Consider the following 15,830-nt stretch of genomic DNA (forward strand, 5'->3'; position numbering starts at 1 on the left):
GCGGTCAATGCGGCGAGGAACTCCGTTAACCCTCCGCTAACCATAAAACTTCAGGTTTCGTTAACCATAAAAATTAGGGGCCATTAACCATAAGTGTTCGCTATTCGTTCGCGGAGGGTGTCGAATCGGCTACAAGGGCCGCCATGAACGAGATCATTTTCCTGGCTGGCGACTGGCCGGTCCGCACCATCGATGCGCTGATCGGCTTCGGCGCCCTCGTCGTCATCCTGCTGGTGGTGATTGCGGTGGTGATCGCGCGCTCGGGGCGGCGCGGTGCGGAACTCGCCATGGCCAATGCCATCCGCGCGGACGAACTCGAGGAGCGCCTGAGCCAGGTGCTGCACGCCCAGAGCGAAGCTGCCGGCCGAGCCGACGCCATGACCCAGGCGCTGGCCGGCCGCCAGGCCGACATGGCGCGCGCGGTCAACGAGCGGCTGGATTCGGTGACCCATCGGGTCGGCCAGTCCATGGAACATTCGACCCGCAACACCATGGAGAGCCTGCGCGCGCTGCACGAGCGGCTCGGCATCATCGACAACGCGCACAAGAACCTCACTGACCTCACCACGCAGGTGACGACCCTGCGCGACGTGCTCGCCAACAAGCAGTCACGCGGCGCCTTCGGCCAGGCGCGGATGGAGGCGATCGTCCAGGATGGCTTGCCGAAGGGCGCCTACGAGTTCCAGTTCACGCTCTCGACCGGAAAGCGGCCGGATTGCGTGGTGTTCCTGCCCGACCAGCGCCCGCTCTGCATCGACGCAAAATTTCCGCTGGAGGCGATGACCGCACTGCACGACGCCCGCACCGACGAGGAGCGGCGCGTCGCCACCCAGCGGCTGCGCGGCGACGTGATGAAGCATGTCAGCGACATCGCCGAAAAATATCTCGTCGCCGGCGAGACCCAGGAGATGGCGCTGATGTTCGTGCCGTCGGAATCGGTCTATGCCGAGATCCATGACGGTTTCGACGACGTGATCCAGAAGGCCTATCGCGCCCGTGTCGTGCTGGTGTCGCCGTCGCTGCTGATGCTCGCGATCCAGGTGATGCAGCAGATCATGAAAGACGCGCGCATGCGCGACGCCGCCGACCAGATCCGCACCGAGGTGATCAAGCTCGGCGACGATTTGGGACGCCTGCGCGACCGCGTGCTGAAATTGCAGAAGCATTTTGCCGACGCGAACGAGGACGTGCGGCAGGTGCTGATCTCCGCCGACAAGATCGAGAAGCGCGCCGGGCGAATCGAGGAGCTCGATTTCAGCAAGACCGATGCGCCGGAGGGTCCGCATCTGGTGGCAACCGGAGCCGCGGAGCTGTTCCCGAGGAAGCTCCAGGCGGGGGAGTGAGTTTTGAGGCACGCTGTCATACCCCGCGAAGGCGGGGTATCCAGTACGCTACGGCAGTTGTGATTGAACTGAAACGCTGGTGACTACTGGATCATCCGCCTTCGCGGACGATGACACCGTTGGGGTGGTCGCATGGGCGGACGCCATTACTACGTCTACATTCTTGCCAGCAAGATTGGCGGCACGCTGTACATCGGTGTGACGAATGACCTCATTCGCCGAGTGGCGGAGCACAAGTCGAAGGTCGTTGAGAGCTTTACAGAGAAGTACGACGTCGCAAGGCTGGTCTATTTTGAGCAGTTCGACGATCCTGAGAATGCGATCAAGCGGGAGAAGCGGCTCAAGAAGTGGAACAGGGCCTGGAAGGTCCGGTTGATTGAGCAGCACAATCCGAATTGGGATGATTTGTATCCCGGCATAGCCGGGCCGCCATGATGCTGTCATACCCCGCGAAGGCGGGGTATCCAGTACGCTGCGGCAGTTGTGATTGAACTAAAACGCTGGTGATTACTGGATCGTCCGCCTTCGCGGACGATGACACCGAGGGTGTTGAGGCGTCTCCCGCCTCACCGGCTACCACGAGGCTTTTCCCTCAGAATCTGCTAACACCTCCCCATGACCGCACCCGACGCGACCTCCCCTGCCAGCCCCGACACGGCCCCGACCTCATGGCGTGACGGCCTGGCCGTGTACCTGCAACCGCGGGTGCTGATCGTGCTGTTCCTCGGCTTCTCGTCCGGGCTGCCGCTGGCGCTGTCGGGCTCGACGCTCCTGGTGTGGATGCGCGAGGCCGGGGTCGATCTCAAGACCATCGGGCTGTTTGCGCTGGTCGGCACGCCCTACACGCTGAAATTCCTGTGGGCGCCGCTGGTGGATGCGCTGCATGTGCCGCTGTTCACCCGCGCGTTCGGGCGGCGGCGCGGCTGGCTGCTGTTCTCGCAGCTATTGCTGATCATCGCGATCCTGCTGCTGGCGTTGACCGATCCCGCGCGCTCGCCGTTCTACGTCGCACTCGGCGCGCTGCTGGTCGCGACGACGTCCTCGACGCAGGACATCGTGGTCGATGCCTTCCGCGTCGAGAGCCTGCCGGAGAGCGAGCAGGCGGCCGGAATGGCTTCCTATGTCGCGGCCTATCGCATCGGCATGCTGGTCTCGACCGCCGGCGCGCTGTTCATCGTGTCCGGCTTCGAGGGCACCGGCATTCCGCGCGCGTCGGCCTGGATGTGGGGCTATGTGGTGATGGCGGCGATGGTGCTGATCGGCACGATCACCGCGCTGGCCGCGACCGAGCCCGAGCAATCGGTCCGCGCGGAAGCCGCGACACAGACCGAGACGGCGTTCGCGCGCGTGCTGCACGCGGCGATCGGAGCCTTCTCGGAATTCCTGACGCGCAAGGACGCGCTCGCCGCGCTCGCCTTCGTCGTGCTGTTCAAGTTCACCGATGCCTTCTCCGGCACGATGACCGCGCCGTTCGTGATCGACCTCGGCTTCTCCCGCAACGATTATGCGGCGATCGTGAAGGGCGTCGGCCTCGCGGCAACGCTGATCGGCGGCTTTGCCGGCGGCTTCCTCGCGCGGCGCTATTCGCTGGCGACGAGCCTGTGGATCGGCGGCGTGGTGCAGGCGCTCGCCAATCTCTCCTTCTCCTGGCTGGCATTCGTCGGCACCAGCCAATGGGCGCTGGCCTTTGCCATCACCTGCGAGAACTTCACCAGCGCCATCGGCACCGTGATCTTCGTCGCCTATCTCTCCGCGCTGTGCCAGAATCCGCTGCACACGGCGACGCAATACGCGCTGCTCACCGCGCTCGCCGCGGTCGGGCGCACATATCTGTCAGCGAGTGCGGGCTTCGTGGCGGACACGACGGGCTGGCCGCTGTTCTTCGTGATCTGCGTGCTGGTGGCGATCCCGAGCCTTGTGCTGCTCGCCTGGCTGCAGAAGCGCGGGCATTTCGAGACGCTGGGGCCGGTAAGGGTGTAAACTCGGCACGCGCCACGCCCGCGATGCCGTAGGGTGGGCAAAGCGAAGCGTGCCCACCACCTGAATCGTCGCCGTGAGAATGGTGGGCACGGCGCTTTGCGCCTTTGCCCACCCTACGGTAGCTCGGCTGGAGCCGCCCCCTACTGCTTCCTGATCAAGCTCCACTTCGTGATCACGGCCTCGCTCATCTGGCCGGGATCGCTGGCGCAGGCGACTTCATCGACCTTGACCGAGATCTCCTTGCCGACGAACGATTTCAGCTGCGTGGCCTGCGCGTCGCTGGAGGTGACGAGCTGGAACGTCTCGGGACCGGTCTCGAGATTGCACAGCCCGTTCGGCGCCGGCAGTCGACGCGGCTCGGAGGTGATCTGGTACATCGCAATCCGCTTGCCGGCGTTCTTGACGTCGCGCACCTTCATTGCGTTCAATTCGCCCGAGAGCACCTCGCCGGCGTTGATCGGCTTGCCGGGCTTCGGCGGCGGCGTCGCCCCGTCGTCCTGCTGCGCGGAGATGGCCGGGGTCGCCAGCAGCATCAACGTCGCGACCAAAGCCGATCGTGTGGCGAAAAGTTTCGTCATGTCGTCCGTTTCCGTAAGTCTGGATGGCTAGAACAGGGTCCGCTGCCGCATCGCGGCCGATAGCGTACCTTCGTCGAGATAATCAAGCTCGCCACCGACCGGCACACCATGGGCCAGCCGGGTTACTTTTACGTTGGCGTCCTGAAGCAGGTCGGTGATGTAGTGCGCCGTGGTCTGGCCGTCGACCGTCGCGTTCAGCGCCAGGATGATCTCATTTACCTCGGCAGCGTGCGCGCGCGCCACCAGCGCGTCGATGGTGAGGTCCTGAGGGCCGACGCCGTCGAGCGGCGACAAGGTCGCGCCCAGCACGTGATAGCGTCCTTGAGTGGCATTGGCCCGCTCGAGCGCCCAGAGGTCGGCGACATCGGCGACCACGACGATGATGGCGGGATCGCGCTTCGGATCGGTGCAGACCGTGCAGGGATTTTGCGTGTCGATGTTGCCGCAGGTCTTGCAGACCTGGACCTTGTCGAGCGCGACCTGCAGGGCCGAAGACAGCGGCATCATCAGCGCTTCGCGCTTCTTGATCAGATGCAGCGCCGCACGTCGCGCGGATCGCGGGCCCAAGCCCGGCAGCCGCGCGAGAAGCTGGACCAGCCGCTCGATTTCGGGACCTGCAACCGAACCCATCTTATTGGCCGAACATACCCGGCGGCAGGCTGAGCCCGCCCGTGAGCGCCTGCATCTTCTCCTGCACGGCCGTCTCGGCCTTGCGGCGGGCATCACCGAGTGCGGTGACGAGCAGGTCCTCGAGCACCTCGCGCTCTTCCGGCTTCATCAGCGAGGGATCGATCTTGATGCCCTTCACGTCCATCTTCGCGGTCATGCGCACGGTGACGAGACCGCCGCCGGAAATGCCTTCGACCTCGACGTTGGAGAGCTGATCCTGCATCTCCTGCATCTTGGATTGCAGCTGCTGCGCCTGCTTCATCATGCCGAAAATATCGACCATCGGTGCTGTCCTTGGTTGGCGCGATGACTCGTCATCGCGCCTTAACTTTTGATTTGAGCGTAATCTAATCGGAAAGCCGCTTCACACTTTGCGCTACGCAGCCTTCGGGTCCGGATCATGCTCTAGAGATCGTCGCCGTCGGAACCATCGGGCGGATCGTCACTGCCATAGTCCGCATTCATATTGGTTTCCGGCGCCTCGGGGGCAAGCCTGCGGACCTCGACGACCTTCGCACCGGGAAAACGTGACAGCACCTCCTGCACGCGCGGATCGGCTTCGGCGGAGCGGGCATGTTCCTGCTTCGCCGCCTGGTTCACCGAACGCAGCGTCGGCTGGCCCTGCTCGTTCGAGACGATCACGGTCCAGCGCCGGCCGGTCCAGAGCTCGAATTTTCGCGCGAGCTCGGAGATCATGGTCTTGGAGGCGTTGGGCTCGAGCGCGACTTCCAGCCGGCCCTCCTCGAAACGGACGAGGCGCATGTCGCCTTCGAGCGCGCCCTTGGTCATGAGATCGCGCTTCTGCCCGGCGACCGCGACGAGCTGGGTGAAGCTCGTGATGCGCAGCTGGGGCGCGGCCCCTTGCGGATCCGGCGCGGGCGCCGCCATCTGCGGCCGGGCGGCGCCGCCGCCGAACCCGGACGGTGACGAGGTCGGCGCGCGCATGGGCGCAGCCGAAGCAACCGGCGCCGCCGAGGCCACCGGCGCACCCGGCGCGCCGCCGCGCGCGGCACTTCCGCCGCCCACGACCGGCGAGCCGCCGCCGTTCTGCTCCAGCATCTTGATCGCTTCATCCGGCGTCGGCAGATCGGCGACATAGGCGATGCGCACCAGCACCATCTCGGCGGCCGCTGCGGGGCGCGTCGCAGCCTGCACCTCGGTGATGCCCTTGAGCAGCATCTGCCACATCCGCGACAGCACGCGCATCGAGATCTTCGAGGCGAAGTCCCGCGCGCGCACGCGCTCGGTCTCGCCATAGGCGACGTTGTCGGCGGTCGCCGGCACGATCTTCACGCGGGTGACGAAATTGACGAACTCGGCAAGGTCCGACAGCACGACGATCGGATCGGCGCCGACGTCGTACTGGTCGCGGAACTCCCTGAAGGCGCTCGCGATGTCGCCGCGCGCCAGCGAATCGAACAGGTCGATGACGCGGGTGCGGTCGGCGAGCCCCAGCATCTGCCTGACCGCATCCGCCTTCACGGTGCCTGCCGCGTGCGCGATCGCCTGGTCGAGCAGCGACAGGGAGTCGCGCACCGAGCCTTCTGCGGCGCGCGCGATGATGCCGAGCGCCTCGGGCTCGATCTCGACGCTCTCCTTCGCTGCGATATTGGCGAGGTGCTTCATCAGCACGTCGGCCTCGACCCGGCGCAGGTCGAAGCGCTGGCAGCGCGACAGCACGGTGACCGGAACCTTGCGGATCTCGGTGGTCGCGAACACGAATTTGGCGTGCTCCGGCGGTTCCTCCAGCGTCTTCAGGAAGGCGTTGAACGCCGCCGTCGACAGCATGTGGACTTCGTCGATGATGTAGACCTTGTAGCGGGCGCTGGCCGGCGCGTAGCGCACGCTGTCATTGATCTGGCGGACGTCGTCGACGCCGGTGTGCGAGGCCGCGTCCATCTCCAGCACGTCCATGTGCCGGCTTTCCATGATCGCCTGGCAATGCACGCCCAGGGTCGGCATGTGGATGGTCGGGCCCTTCACCGATCCATCCGGCATCTCGTAGTTGAGCGCACGGGCAAGGATACGCGCGGTGGTGGTCTTGCCGACGCCGCGGACGCCGGTGAGGATCCACGCCTGCGGAATGCGCCCGGTCTCGAACGCGTTCGAGACGGTGCGGACCACGGCCTCCTGGCCGATCAGATCGTCGAAGCTGGAGGGCCGGTATTTGCGCGCCAGCACCCGGTAGGGCGTGCTGGCCTGGCCGGCGCTGTCGGGGTTGGGAGGGGCGCCAGCGTCGGTCATCGGTCGATCCGCAATGGAATGTCTTTCGCCCTGCTATTGCGGAAAGGAGCGCGCTGGCGGGAAGCCCGCCGGCGCAATTCGCTCGGAAAAACAGGTAGGAGACTGACGAGCGACCCGATCCGGACCTCGTTAGGGCTGCTTCCTTCCGGACCTGACCCGGTTGGCGAGTGGCTCGTCCACCGCCAATCTCCCGGTCCCTATTTGGGGCTAAAAGGTCGGGAAAGCAAGCGGGTATCCGTGGGTCCCGCACACCCCGCTGGAGGGCCCCCGCCGGCCCATTTGGACGCGGAAGCCGGCTCAGTGCTGGCGAGCTGGAACCTCCGAGATTCGTGCAAACCGCTTGCGATACTCGGCGGGCGTCACGCCGACGTGACGATTGAACGCGCGACGCAGCGTATCGGCATCGGCGAATCCACAATGGAGCGCCACCTGCTTCGGGGCTTCATTGCCAAACTCGAGCAGCCGCCTCGCGGCATTGACGCGGGCTTCCTCGACCCAGGTCGCAGGCGTGACGCCCACCTCGGCGCGGAACAGCCGTGCAAAATGCCTCGGGCTGAGCTCCATGCGCATCGCCAGGCTCGCAACGCTGTGGTCAAGCGAGGGGTTGGCGGCGACCCAGCGCTGCAGCTCCTGCAATGCGGCGCGGCCGGCGGGAACAGCCTCGCCCTTGCGGGTGAACTGCATCTGCCCACCGGGGCGCTTGAAGAACATCACGAGCTGGCTTGCGACCTTCATGGCCGTATCGCGCCCGAGATCTTCCTCGACCAGTGCCAGCGCGAGGTCGAGCCCTGCGGTCACGCCGGCGGCCGTGCGGAGCTTGCCGTCGGTGACGTAGATGGCATCCTTGTCCACGGTGACCGACGGGAATTTGCTGGCCAGCATGTCCGCGACCGCCCAATGCGTGGTGACCCGCCTGCCATCGAGGAGACCGGCGGCGGCTAGGAAGAAGGCCCCGCTGCACACCGAGCCGAATCTGCGGGTCCGCGAAGCCCGCCGCCGCAGCCAGTCGATCACGCTCCCATCCGCCGGGACTTCGGCCGCGTTCGGGCATCCCGCCACCAGCAAGGTGTCGATGGGCTCCTGGAAGTCGCGGTCGACGATTCGGTCGGGCATCAGCCGGATACCTGAGGAACTGCGGATCGGTCCTGGCTCGGCGCCGGCCACGAACAGCGCATAGGCCGGATAGCCGGCCTGGACGTTTGCCTCGGCGAACACGTCGAGCGGCCCTGCGACATCGAGCAGCTGCACCCCTGGCAGCGCCACGATCACAACCGTCCTTGCTTTCGGCTTTGCGCCCATGTCCGCCTCGATCCGGATTTGTCCGTTTTAGACGTATTACGTCGATTTAAGACAACGTAGCCCGGATTTACAGTGGGAGCCACCTAAATTTCAGGAGCTGCCCATGTCAGAAATCACCGAAGCCGCCGTCATCCCCGACAGCAAGCTGGCGCGTGCCATCACCGAATACATCCGCGACACCGAAACGGATTTGCTCTTCAACCATTCCAGCCGCGTCTACCAGTTCGGCGCGATGGCCGGCGTCCGCCGTGGGCTGACCTTCGACCGCGAGTTGCTTTACGCCGGCGCGATGTTTCACGACATCGGCCTGATGCCGGGCCATGGCAGCCAGCACGAGCGGTTCGAGGTCGACGGCGCGCACGCCGCGCGCGACTTCCTGCGCAGCCACGGCATTTCGGAAGCCGATGCTTACACGGTGTGGACCGCGATCGCCCTGCACACCACGCCGGGCGTTCCCCAGCACATGCACCCCGTCGTCGCGCTGGTGACCGCGGGCGTCGAGATGGACGTGCTCGGGCTCACCTACAGCGAATATTCCGACGCGGAGCGCGAGGCGGTCGTGAAGGCGTTTCCGCGCCCGCCACATTTCAAGGAAGACATCATCCAGGCCTTCTACGACGGCATCAAGCACCGGCCTGACACGACGTTCGGCAACGTCAAGGCCGACGTCATCGCCGACAAGGAGCCGCATTTCCATCGCGGCAATTTCTGCAGCGTCATCCGCAACTCGCATTGGCACGGCTGAACGCAATTTGCTGCCGTTGCGAATCCCCGCCCCAATCATCGACCAGGACTTACGACATGAGCGACAAACGACCCCATCTCACGCACGCGACGGGCGCTCCCGTCAGCGACAATCTCAACATCATGACCGCCGGCCCCCGCGGCCCCGCATTGTTGCAGGATGTCTGGCTGATCGAGAAGCTGGCTCACTTCGATCGCGAGGTGATTCCCGAGCGACGCATGCACGCCAAGGGATCCGGCGCCTTCGGGACCTTCACGGTCACCCATGACATCTCCCGCTACAGCAAGGCCAGGATCTTCTCGGAGATCGGCAAGGTCACGCCGATGTTCGCGCGCTTCTCGACGGTTGCGGGCGAGCGCGGCGCGGCCGACGCCGAACGCGACATCCGCGGCTTTGCGCTGAAGTTCTACACCGAGGAAGGCAATTGGGACATGGTGGGCAACAACACGCCCGTGTTCTTCTTCCGCGATCCCTTGCGCTTTCCCGACCTCAATCACGCGATCAAGCGCGATCCCCGGACCGGAATGCGCAGCGCCGACAACAATTGGGATTTCTGGACGCTGCTGCCGGAGGCTCTGCACCAGGTCACCATCGTGATGAGTGAGCGCGGCCTTCCCAGGAGCTTCAGGCACATGCATGGCTTCGGCAGCCATACCTACAGCTTCATCAATGCCGCCAATGAGCGGACCTGGGTGAAGTTTCACTTCCGGACCCAGCAGGGCATCGAAAACCTGACCGACGCCGAGGCCGAAGCCCTCATCGGCAAGGACCGCGAGACTCACCAGCGCGACCTGTTCGAAAGCATCGAACGCGGCGATTTCCCGCGCTGGACGATGTTCGTGCAGATCATGACCGACGACCAGGCCAAGGCGTTTCCCTTCAACCCGTTCGACCTGACCAAGGTCTGGCCGAAGGCGGACTTCCCACTGATCGAGGTCGGCACTTTCGAGCTGAACCGCAATCCGGAAAACGTCTTCGCCGAGGTCGAACAGGCCTCCTTCTCGCCGGCCCATGTCGTTCCGGGCATCGGCTTCTCGCCCGACAAGATGCTGCAGGCGAGGCTGTTCTCCTACGGGGACGCGGCGCGCTATCGCCTCGGCGTCAACCATCATCTGATTCCGGTCAACGCGCCGAAATGCCCGTATCACAGCTACCATCGCGATGGCGCGATGCGGACCGACGGCAATCTCGGGAGGACACCGACCTATTTCCCGAACAGCCGCGGCGAGTGGACGGACCAGCCCGACCTCAACGAGCCGCCGCTCGAGATCGATGGTGCAGCGGCCCATTGGGATCACCGCATCGACGACGATCACTATCGGCAGCCGGGCGACCTCTTTCGCAAGATGAACGCAGCCGAGCGGCAGGCCCTGTTCGACAACACGGCGCGCGCCGTCGGAGCGGCGGCCATCGCAATCCAGGAACGGCACATCGCCAACTGCACCAAGGCCGATCCCGCCTATGGCGCCGGCGTCCGCGACGCGCTGACGCGCCCCGCGACCGTTCGTGCCAAGGCTACGGAAAAAGCCGCAGAATAGGGTCGGTCGATCCGCACCGACTTCTCGCCGTCTTCGGCGAACGGCGCCGACAGGGCGCCGTTCGCATTTTTAAAGCGAACCGCCGAAGCCTCTCAATTTTCTCGCGAAAATAGCTAGAGCCGACGCGCTTGCCGGGCCTTCCCTCGTGCATCGCCGCGGCACGCCTGTCGCGAAGTGCCGATGCGGACGCTCGCCTCCGAATGCGTCAAGCCGATAGGCTCCCTGCCTATCTTCGAGGCCCCGCACATCCCTGAGGCAATCGAGTCTTGACAGGGCCCGCCCGGCAGCGCCTTTCTATGAAATCCTGCCGGAACCGAAACAAAGGGTGCGCGAAAATCCGATCCAGAGCATTTTTCAGCCGGCTGACGCCGATTGATGGGTGAATTTTTCGCGCGAGATCAACCACACACCTTCATCCAACCAGAAAAGCGATTCCTCAAAATGGTTACACGTCGTGATGTCGCATCGATTGTCGGACTTGGCGCGATGGCTGCGGCCACGCTGGCCTCACCGGCCGTGGCGCAGACCGCAGCGGATCCCAACGAATCGACCTTTGCCCGCATTCGCCGCACCAAGAAGATGCGGATCGGCGCGGTCGGCGGCGGCGCACCCTATTACATGAAGGACCTCGCCAGCGGCCAGTGGAAGGGCTTCTACATCGACATCGCTAAAGGGCTGGCCGACGACATGGAAGCCGAGCTCGAGATCACCGAGACGACCTGGGGCAATTCGGTGCTCGATCTGCAGTCCAACAAGATCGACATCTTCTTCGGCCTCAACCCGACCCCGAAGCGCGCGCTGGTGGTCGACTTCTCGGTGCCGGTCTTCAACAACGCCTTCGGCATCCTCTGCAAGAAGGATTTCAAGCCGAAGAGCTGGGCCGAGCTGAACTCGCCCGACGTCAAGATCGCCGTCGACCAGGGCTCGTCGCACGACCAGGTCGTCAGCCGCCTGACGCCGAAGGCGCAGATCTCGCGACTGAAGACCGCCGACGATGCCACCGCCGCGCTGCAGACCGGCCGCGTCGACGCGCAGTGCCTGATCACCATGCTGTCGCTGACCGTGCTGAAGAAGAATCCCTCGCTCGGCCAGTTCGTGCTGCCGACGCCGATCTTCGCCACCACGTCGAATGCCGGCTTCCGCCGCGAGAACGACAAGACCTTCCGCGACTACGTCAACACCTGGATCGACTTCAACAAGGGCCTCGGCTTCATCCGCAACGCGATCATCACCAACATGGAGCTGGTGGGCGTGACCGAAGCGGACATTCCGCCGGGCGTTTCGCTGTAAGCTTTCCCACTGTCATTCCGGGGCGCCCGCAGGGAGAACCCGGAATCTCGAGGTTCCGGGTTCGATGCTCCGCATCGCCCCGGAACGACGGTGCCAACGGCACCCACGACGAGTCAAACACGCATGTATCAGTGGGACTTCGGCATCCTCTGGAGCTATCGCTGGCTCTTTCTCAACGGGCTCGGCGTCACCGTCGGCTTCACCGTGGTCATCGTCGTGCTCGGTCTCGTCTTCGGCCTGTTCGGCGCGTTCGGCAGCCTGTCGCGCTTCAAGGCGGTGCGTCTGGTCGCCCTCACCTTCATCGAGGCATTCCGCTGCACGCCGATCCTGGTGCAGCTGATCTGGTTCTATTACGCGCTGCCGATCCTGGCCGGCGTCGAGATGACGCCGATCACCGCCTCGGCGCTGGCGCTCTCGCTCTATGGCGGCTCGTTCTATTCCGAGATCATCCGCGGCGGCATCATCTCGATCGACAAGGGCCAGTCCGAAGCCGGTGCCGCGCTCGGCATGACACCCGGCCAGAGCATGCGGCGCATCGTGCTGCCGCAGGCGATCAAGCGCATGATCCCGGCGCTGATGAACCAGTCGATCATCCAGTTCAAGAACACTTCGCTGGTTTCGGTGCTCGCCGTGCCCGACCTCGTCTACCAGAGCCAGGTCGCCGCCCATGACAGCTACAGGCCGCTCGAGACCTACACCGCGGTCGCGGTCGCGTATGCAGCGATCCTGATTCCCCTGACCATCATCGTCCGCCGCGGCGAGAAGCGACTGGCGGTCAGCGAATGAGCGAGCCATCCAGGAACATTGCGAAGATCGAGATCCGCAGCCTTCGCAAGAGCTTCGGCAGCAACGAGGTTCTGAAGAACATCAGCCTCGACGTGGCCAAGGGAGGCGTGGTGGCGCTGATCGGCCCGTCCGGCTCCGGCAAATCGACACTGCTCCGCTGCATCAATCTGCTGGTCGTACCCGACGGCGGCAGCGTCCGCGTCGGCGACACGCGCTTTGCGTTCGGCGACGGCGCAAAACTGCCCGATGTGAAGACGCTGGCAAGATTCCGCGCCACCACCGGCATGGTGTTCCAGCACTTCAACCTGTTCCCGCATATGACGACGCTTCAGAACGTCATGGAGGGCCCCGTCACCGTGCGCCGCATGGCCAAGGCAGACGCCGAGAAGCTCGCGCGCGCGCAGCTTGCCAAGGTAGGCCTTGCGGAGAAGGCCGACCAATATCCGGCGACGCTGTCCGGCGGGCAGAAGCAGCGCGTCGCGATCGCACGCGCGCTGGCGATGGAGCCTGACGTGATGCTGTTCGACGAGGCTACCTCGGCGCTCGATCCCGAGCTCGTCGGCGAGGTGCTCGCCGTCATCCAGCAGCTGGCCTCGGAAGGCATGACCATGGTGATCGTCACCCATGAGATCGCCTTCGCCCGCGAGGTCGCCGACCGCCTCATCTTCATGCGCGACGGGATCGTGGTCGAGGAAGGTCCGGCGCGGCAGGTGATCGACAATCCGCAGGAAGCCGCAACGCGCGCCTTCCTCAGCCATTTCCACCGCACCGGCGCGTTGCCGCCGGCCAACGTAGCACCGTGATGCCTGATATCGACCGCGCCTATCTCGTCACCGGTGCCGCCAGCGGCATCGGCCGCGCCACCGCAAAGCTGCTCGCGGCCCCCCGCACCGCGCTTCTGCTCCACACCCGCTCGAACACGGAAGGTCTCGATGCCGCCGCGGCCGAAGCCCAAGCGAAAGGCGCTGTGGTCGCAAAATGCCTCGGCGATCTCGCCGAGGAAGCAGCCGTCTCCGACGCCGTCGCCGCCGCGCAACGCGCTTTCGGACGGCTCGACGGATTAATCCTGGTCGGCGGTCATGCCCGCCGCGGCAGCGCGATCGGCACGCCGACGGATCAGTTCCGGCAAGCGATGGACGAATCGGCGCTGGCGTTCACGCGGCTCGTTGACGCCGCGCTGCCGCTGCTACGGGCCTGGCGCGATGGGCGGATCGTGGCGGTGTCTTCTTTCGTCGCGCATGCGATACGGCCCGAATTCGCACCCTTTGCCGCAACGGCGGCAAGCCGCTCCGCGCTCGAAGCGCTGGTGCGTCTCACCGCGATCGAGCTCGCAAAAGACGGCATCACCGTCAATGCAGTGTCACCCGGCCTCATCATCAAGGACAAGCCGAGCGAGAGCCGGCTCTCGCCCGAGCAGATCGCCGCGACCGAAGCGCTGATCCCGATGCGGCGACGCGGGCGGCCGGAGGAAGTCGCCGAGATCATCGCCTTCCTGGCATCACCGAAGGCGTCCTACGTCACCGGCCAGGTCTGGCACGTCAATGGAGGCCTGACATGACCGAAGCGACCGTCGAACGCATCAGGCTGTTCCTGATCGAGAGCCCGATCAAGATGGCGCGCCTCCAGGGCGTCGGCAACGTCAAGGGCACGGTGAAGCGCGTGCTGATCGAGCTCACCGCGAGCGACGGCGTGATCGGCTGGGGCGAGGCGGCACCGTGGGAAGTGTTCACGGGGACGCCGGAAGCGGCCTTCTCCGCGCTCGACATCTATCTGCGACCGATCTTGCTCGGCAAACCGGTGCGCCGTATCCGCGCGCTGATGGCCGAGCTCGACCGTGCGCTGGTCGGTCATGCCGAGGCCAAGGTCGGAATCGAGATGGCGCTGCTCGACATCGTCGGCAAATCGTCGGGATTGTCGGTCGCCGACCTGCTCGGCGGCCGCGTGCGCGACACCATCCCGCTGTCGTTCTCCATCGCCGATCCCGATTTCGCCGCCGATCTCGAGCGCATGCGAAAGATGGTTCCGGACGGCAACGTCATCTACAAGGTCAAGACCGGCGTGAAGCCGCATCGCGAGGAACTTGATCATCTCGAAGCGATCCGCAAGGAGTTCGGCGACAAGGTCGACCTGCGCGTCGATTACAACCAGGCGCTGGCGCCGTTCGGCGCCATCAAGATCCTGCGCGATGTCGAGGAGTTCGCGCCGACCTTCATCGAGCAGCCGGTGCCGCGCAAATATCTCGACGTGATGGCGCAGCTCACCGCGGCGCTGGAAACACCGGTTCTCGCCGACGAAAGCTGCTTCGACCGCCGCGACATGATGGAGGTGGTGCGCCGCGAGGCCGCCGATGCCGTCTCTATCAAGCTGATGAAGGCCGGCGGCCTGTTCGAGGCGCAGGCGATCATGGCGATCGCCGACATCGCCGGCCTGCCCGGATATGGCGGCACGCTGTGGGAGGGCGGCATCGGGCTTGCCGCCGGGACGCAGCTGATCGCGGCAACGCCAGGCATCTCGCTCGGCTGCGAATTCTACATGCCGCATCACGTGCTGACCGAGGACGTGCTGGAAGAGCGCGTTGCCAACCGCGCCGGCCATGTCGTGGTGCCCGACGGCCCGGGCCTCGGCATCCGCGTCAGCGAGGCCTCCGTCCGCGCCAATGCGCGGGTGCTTGCGGAGGCGTAGTTTCCGTCATTCCGGGGCGCGCAAAGCGCGAGCCCGGAATCCATAACCACAGGAAGTGGTTTTCGCGCGAGCTGGTCACCACGCATCTTCGCCAAACTTCTCCCCGTGGTTATGGGTCCCGGGTTCGCGCTTTGCGCGCCCCGGGACGACAGCGGAGCATGCCGCCCCCGCGGCCCCGATCCTTCCCCTGGCTGACCCCGTATCGTATGGTCGGAGCCAACAAGCCCGCCCCCATCGGGCCATTCGGAAACCTTCATGTCTGATCCCGCCTGGTCGCTGCACTCCCGCCTGAAAGAGGACACCATCGACATCGGCGACCTGCCGCTGTCGAAGGTACTGGTCATCAAGGACGCGCATTATCCCTGGCTGCTGCTGGTGCCGCGGCGGCCCGATGCGGTCGAGATCATCGATCTCGACGAGGTGCAGCAGGCGCAACTGATGACGGAGATCTCCCGCGTCTCGCGCGCGCTGAAAGAGATCACCAAATGCGACAAGCTCAATGTCGCCGCGCTCGGCAACCTCGTGCCGCAGCTTCACGTCCACATCATCGCACGCCGCACCGGTGACGCCGCCTGGCCGCGGCCGGTCTGGGGCGTGATGCCGCCCTTGGCGCACGACGCCACCGAGGTGCAGACTTTCATCAGCGCGCTTCGCCGCAAAATCTGGTTGGGTTGAG

At 65.1% G+C, this 15,830-nt stretch carries 16 protein-coding genes and 1 other RNA gene; 11 read left to right on the plus strand and 6 right to left on the minus strand.

Translation table 11 applies throughout. The features are described from left to right. Nucleotides 1–143: 143 nt before the first annotated feature. The 3 genes from AB7008_RS46525 (at nt 144) to AB7008_RS46535 (ending at nt 3,323) form a co-directional block, all read left to right on the plus strand. Complete coding sequence (locus AB7008_RS46525) at nt 144–1,343, plus strand: DNA recombination protein RmuC (protein WP_264621609.1); 1,200 nt, start codon at nt 144–146, stop codon at nt 1,341–1,343. A gap of 132 nt (nt 1,344–1,475) precedes the next feature. Beyond that, the gene (locus tag AB7008_RS46530; RefSeq protein WP_166348306.1) at nt 1,476–1,778 is read left to right on the plus strand and encodes a GIY-YIG nuclease family protein; all 303 of its coding nucleotides are present in this window, start codon (nt 1,476–1,478) and stop codon (nt 1,776–1,778) included. A gap of 180 nt (nt 1,779–1,958) precedes the next feature. Continuing rightward, nucleotides 1,959–3,323, plus strand: a complete 1,365-nt coding sequence (locus AB7008_RS46535) for an AmpG family muropeptide MFS transporter (RefSeq protein ID WP_253572915.1) — start codon at nt 1,959–1,961, stop codon at nt 3,321–3,323. 140 nt (nt 3,324–3,463) lie between these two features. On the opposite strand, the gene AB7008_RS46540 is transcribed toward AB7008_RS46535, so the two are convergent. The 6 genes from AB7008_RS46540 to AB7008_RS46565 form a co-directional block, all read right to left on the minus strand. After that, complete coding sequence (locus AB7008_RS46540) at nt 3,464–3,901, minus strand: hypothetical protein (RefSeq protein ID WP_441261029.1); 438 nt, start codon at nt 3,899–3,901, stop codon at nt 3,464–3,466. Nucleotides 3,902–3,928: 27 nt separating this feature from the next. Next, nucleotides 3,929–4,531, minus strand: a complete 603-nt coding sequence (recR, locus tag AB7008_RS46545; protein WP_028160129.1) for a recombination mediator RecR — start codon at nt 4,529–4,531, stop codon at nt 3,929–3,931. A gap of 1 nt (nt 4,532) precedes the next feature. Next, on the minus strand, nt 4,533–4,853 hold the full coding sequence (locus AB7008_RS46550; RefSeq protein WP_441261030.1) for a YbaB/EbfC family nucleoid-associated protein: 321 nt from the start codon (nt 4,851–4,853) through the stop codon (nt 4,533–4,535). A 122-nt stretch (nt 4,854–4,975) separates the two neighbouring features. Beyond that, complete coding sequence (locus tag AB7008_RS46555) at nt 4,976–6,814, minus strand: DNA polymerase III subunit gamma/tau (RefSeq protein WP_441261031.1); 1,839 nt, start codon at nt 6,812–6,814, stop codon at nt 4,976–4,978. A 94-nt stretch (nt 6,815–6,908) separates the two neighbouring features. Continuing rightward, nucleotides 6,909–7,005: signal recognition particle sRNA small type (gene ffs / locus AB7008_RS46560), an RNA gene on the minus strand. 106 nt (nt 7,006–7,111) lie between these two features. Next, nucleotides 7,112–8,113, minus strand: coding sequence for a GlxA family transcriptional regulator (locus tag AB7008_RS46565; protein ID WP_441261032.1), 1,002 nt, complete (start codon nt 8,111–8,113; stop codon nt 7,112–7,114). Between the two features lie 103 nt (nt 8,114–8,216). Here AB7008_RS46565 and AB7008_RS46570 point away from each other — a divergent pair, with 103 nt between their 5' ends. The 8 genes from AB7008_RS46570 (at nt 8,217) to AB7008_RS46605 (ending at nt 15,829) form a co-directional block, all read left to right on the plus strand. Then, nucleotides 8,217–8,858 carry an HD domain-containing protein gene (locus AB7008_RS46570; protein WP_248880386.1) on the plus strand — a complete coding sequence of 214 codons (642 nt, stop codon included), beginning with the start codon at nt 8,217–8,219 and terminating at the stop codon, nt 8,856–8,858. 56 nt (nt 8,859–8,914) lie between these two features. After that, nucleotides 8,915–10,396 carry a catalase gene (locus AB7008_RS46575; protein WP_441261033.1) on the plus strand — a complete coding sequence of 494 codons (1,482 nt, stop codon included), beginning with the start codon at nt 8,915–8,917 and terminating at the stop codon, nt 10,394–10,396. A 441-nt stretch (nt 10,397–10,837) separates the two neighbouring features. Further along, on the plus strand, nt 10,838–11,686 hold the full coding sequence (locus AB7008_RS46580; protein ID WP_028148999.1) for a transporter substrate-binding domain-containing protein: 849 nt from the start codon (nt 10,838–10,840) through the stop codon (nt 11,684–11,686). A 123-nt stretch (nt 11,687–11,809) separates the two neighbouring features. After that, nucleotides 11,810–12,472, plus strand: coding sequence for an amino acid ABC transporter permease (locus AB7008_RS46585; protein WP_028149000.1), 663 nt, complete (start codon nt 11,810–11,812; stop codon nt 12,470–12,472). After that, nucleotides 12,469–13,275 (plus strand): amino acid ABC transporter ATP-binding protein, encoded by an 807-nt coding sequence (locus AB7008_RS46590; protein WP_304491849.1) that lies wholly within the window; start codon nt 12,469–12,471, stop codon nt 13,273–13,275. Before AB7008_RS46585 ends, AB7008_RS46590 begins: the two co-directional genes overlap by 4 nt. Next, a complete protein-coding gene (locus tag AB7008_RS46595) occupies nt 13,275–14,030 on the plus strand; it encodes an SDR family NAD(P)-dependent oxidoreductase (protein WP_441261034.1) in 756 nt (251 codons plus the stop codon). Before AB7008_RS46590 ends, AB7008_RS46595 begins: the two co-directional genes overlap by 1 nt. Then, the gene (locus tag AB7008_RS46600; RefSeq protein WP_441261035.1) at nt 14,027–15,154 is read left to right on the plus strand and encodes a muconate cycloisomerase family protein; all 1,128 of its coding nucleotides are present in this window, start codon (nt 14,027–14,029) and stop codon (nt 15,152–15,154) included. The genes AB7008_RS46595 and AB7008_RS46600 overlap by 4 nt, the downstream gene beginning before the upstream one ends. Nucleotides 15,155–15,409: 255 nt before the next feature. Next, nucleotides 15,410–15,829, plus strand: coding sequence for an HIT family protein (locus AB7008_RS46605; protein WP_028160121.1), 420 nt, complete (start codon nt 15,410–15,412; stop codon nt 15,827–15,829). The last annotated feature ends 1 nt before the right edge of the window (nt 15,830 follow it).

This window comes from Bradyrhizobium sp. 521_C7_N1_3 (assembly GCF_052075975.1).
In the GTDB taxonomy this organism is placed as follows: Bacteria; Pseudomonadota; Alphaproteobacteria; order Rhizobiales; family Xanthobacteraceae; genus Bradyrhizobium; species Bradyrhizobium japonicum.

Coding starts and splice junctions, on each gene's coding strand:
- AB7008_RS46535 (WP_253572915.1), top strand. CDS start 1,959: ATGACCGCACCCGACGCGACCTCCCCTGCCAGCCCCGACACGGCCCCG.
- AB7008_RS46565 (WP_441261032.1), bottom strand. CDS start 8,113: ATGGGCGCAAAGCCGAAAGCAAGGACGGTTGTGATCGTGGCGCTGCCA.
- AB7008_RS46580 (WP_028148999.1), top strand. CDS start 10,838: ATGGTTACACGTCGTGATGTCGCATCGATTGTCGGACTTGGCGCGATG.
- AB7008_RS46525 (WP_264621609.1), top strand. CDS start 144: ATGAACGAGATCATTTTCCTGGCTGGCGACTGGCCGGTCCGCACCATC.
- AB7008_RS46540 (WP_441261029.1), bottom strand. CDS start 3,901: ATGACGAAACTTTTCGCCACACGATCGGCTTTGGTCGCGACGTTGATG.
- AB7008_RS46585 (WP_028149000.1), top strand. CDS start 11,810: ATGTATCAGTGGGACTTCGGCATCCTCTGGAGCTATCGCTGGCTCTTT.
- AB7008_RS46550 (WP_441261030.1), bottom strand. CDS start 4,853: ATGGTCGATATTTTCGGCATGATGAAGCAGGCGCAGCAGCTGCAATCC.
- AB7008_RS46590 (WP_304491849.1), top strand. CDS start 12,469: ATGAGCGAGCCATCCAGGAACATTGCGAAGATCGAGATCCGCAGCCTT.
- recR (WP_028160129.1), bottom strand. CDS start 4,531: ATGGGTTCGGTTGCAGGTCCCGAAATCGAGCGGCTGGTCCAGCTTCTC.
- AB7008_RS46605 (WP_028160121.1), top strand. CDS start 15,410: ATGTCTGATCCCGCCTGGTCGCTGCACTCCCGCCTGAAAGAGGACACC.
- AB7008_RS46555 (WP_441261031.1), bottom strand. CDS start 6,814: ATGACCGACGCTGGCGCCCCTCCCAACCCCGACAGCGCCGGCCAGGCC.
- AB7008_RS46595 (WP_441261034.1), top strand. CDS start 13,275: ATGCCTGATATCGACCGCGCCTATCTCGTCACCGGTGCCGCCAGCGGC.
- AB7008_RS46600 (WP_441261035.1), top strand. CDS start 14,027: ATGACCGAAGCGACCGTCGAACGCATCAGGCTGTTCCTGATCGAGAGC.
- AB7008_RS46575 (WP_441261033.1), top strand. CDS start 8,915: ATGAGCGACAAACGACCCCATCTCACGCACGCGACGGGCGCTCCCGTC.
- AB7008_RS46570 (WP_248880386.1), top strand. CDS start 8,217: ATGTCAGAAATCACCGAAGCCGCCGTCATCCCCGACAGCAAGCTGGCG.
- AB7008_RS46530 (WP_166348306.1), top strand. CDS start 1,476: ATGGGCGGACGCCATTACTACGTCTACATTCTTGCCAGCAAGATTGGC.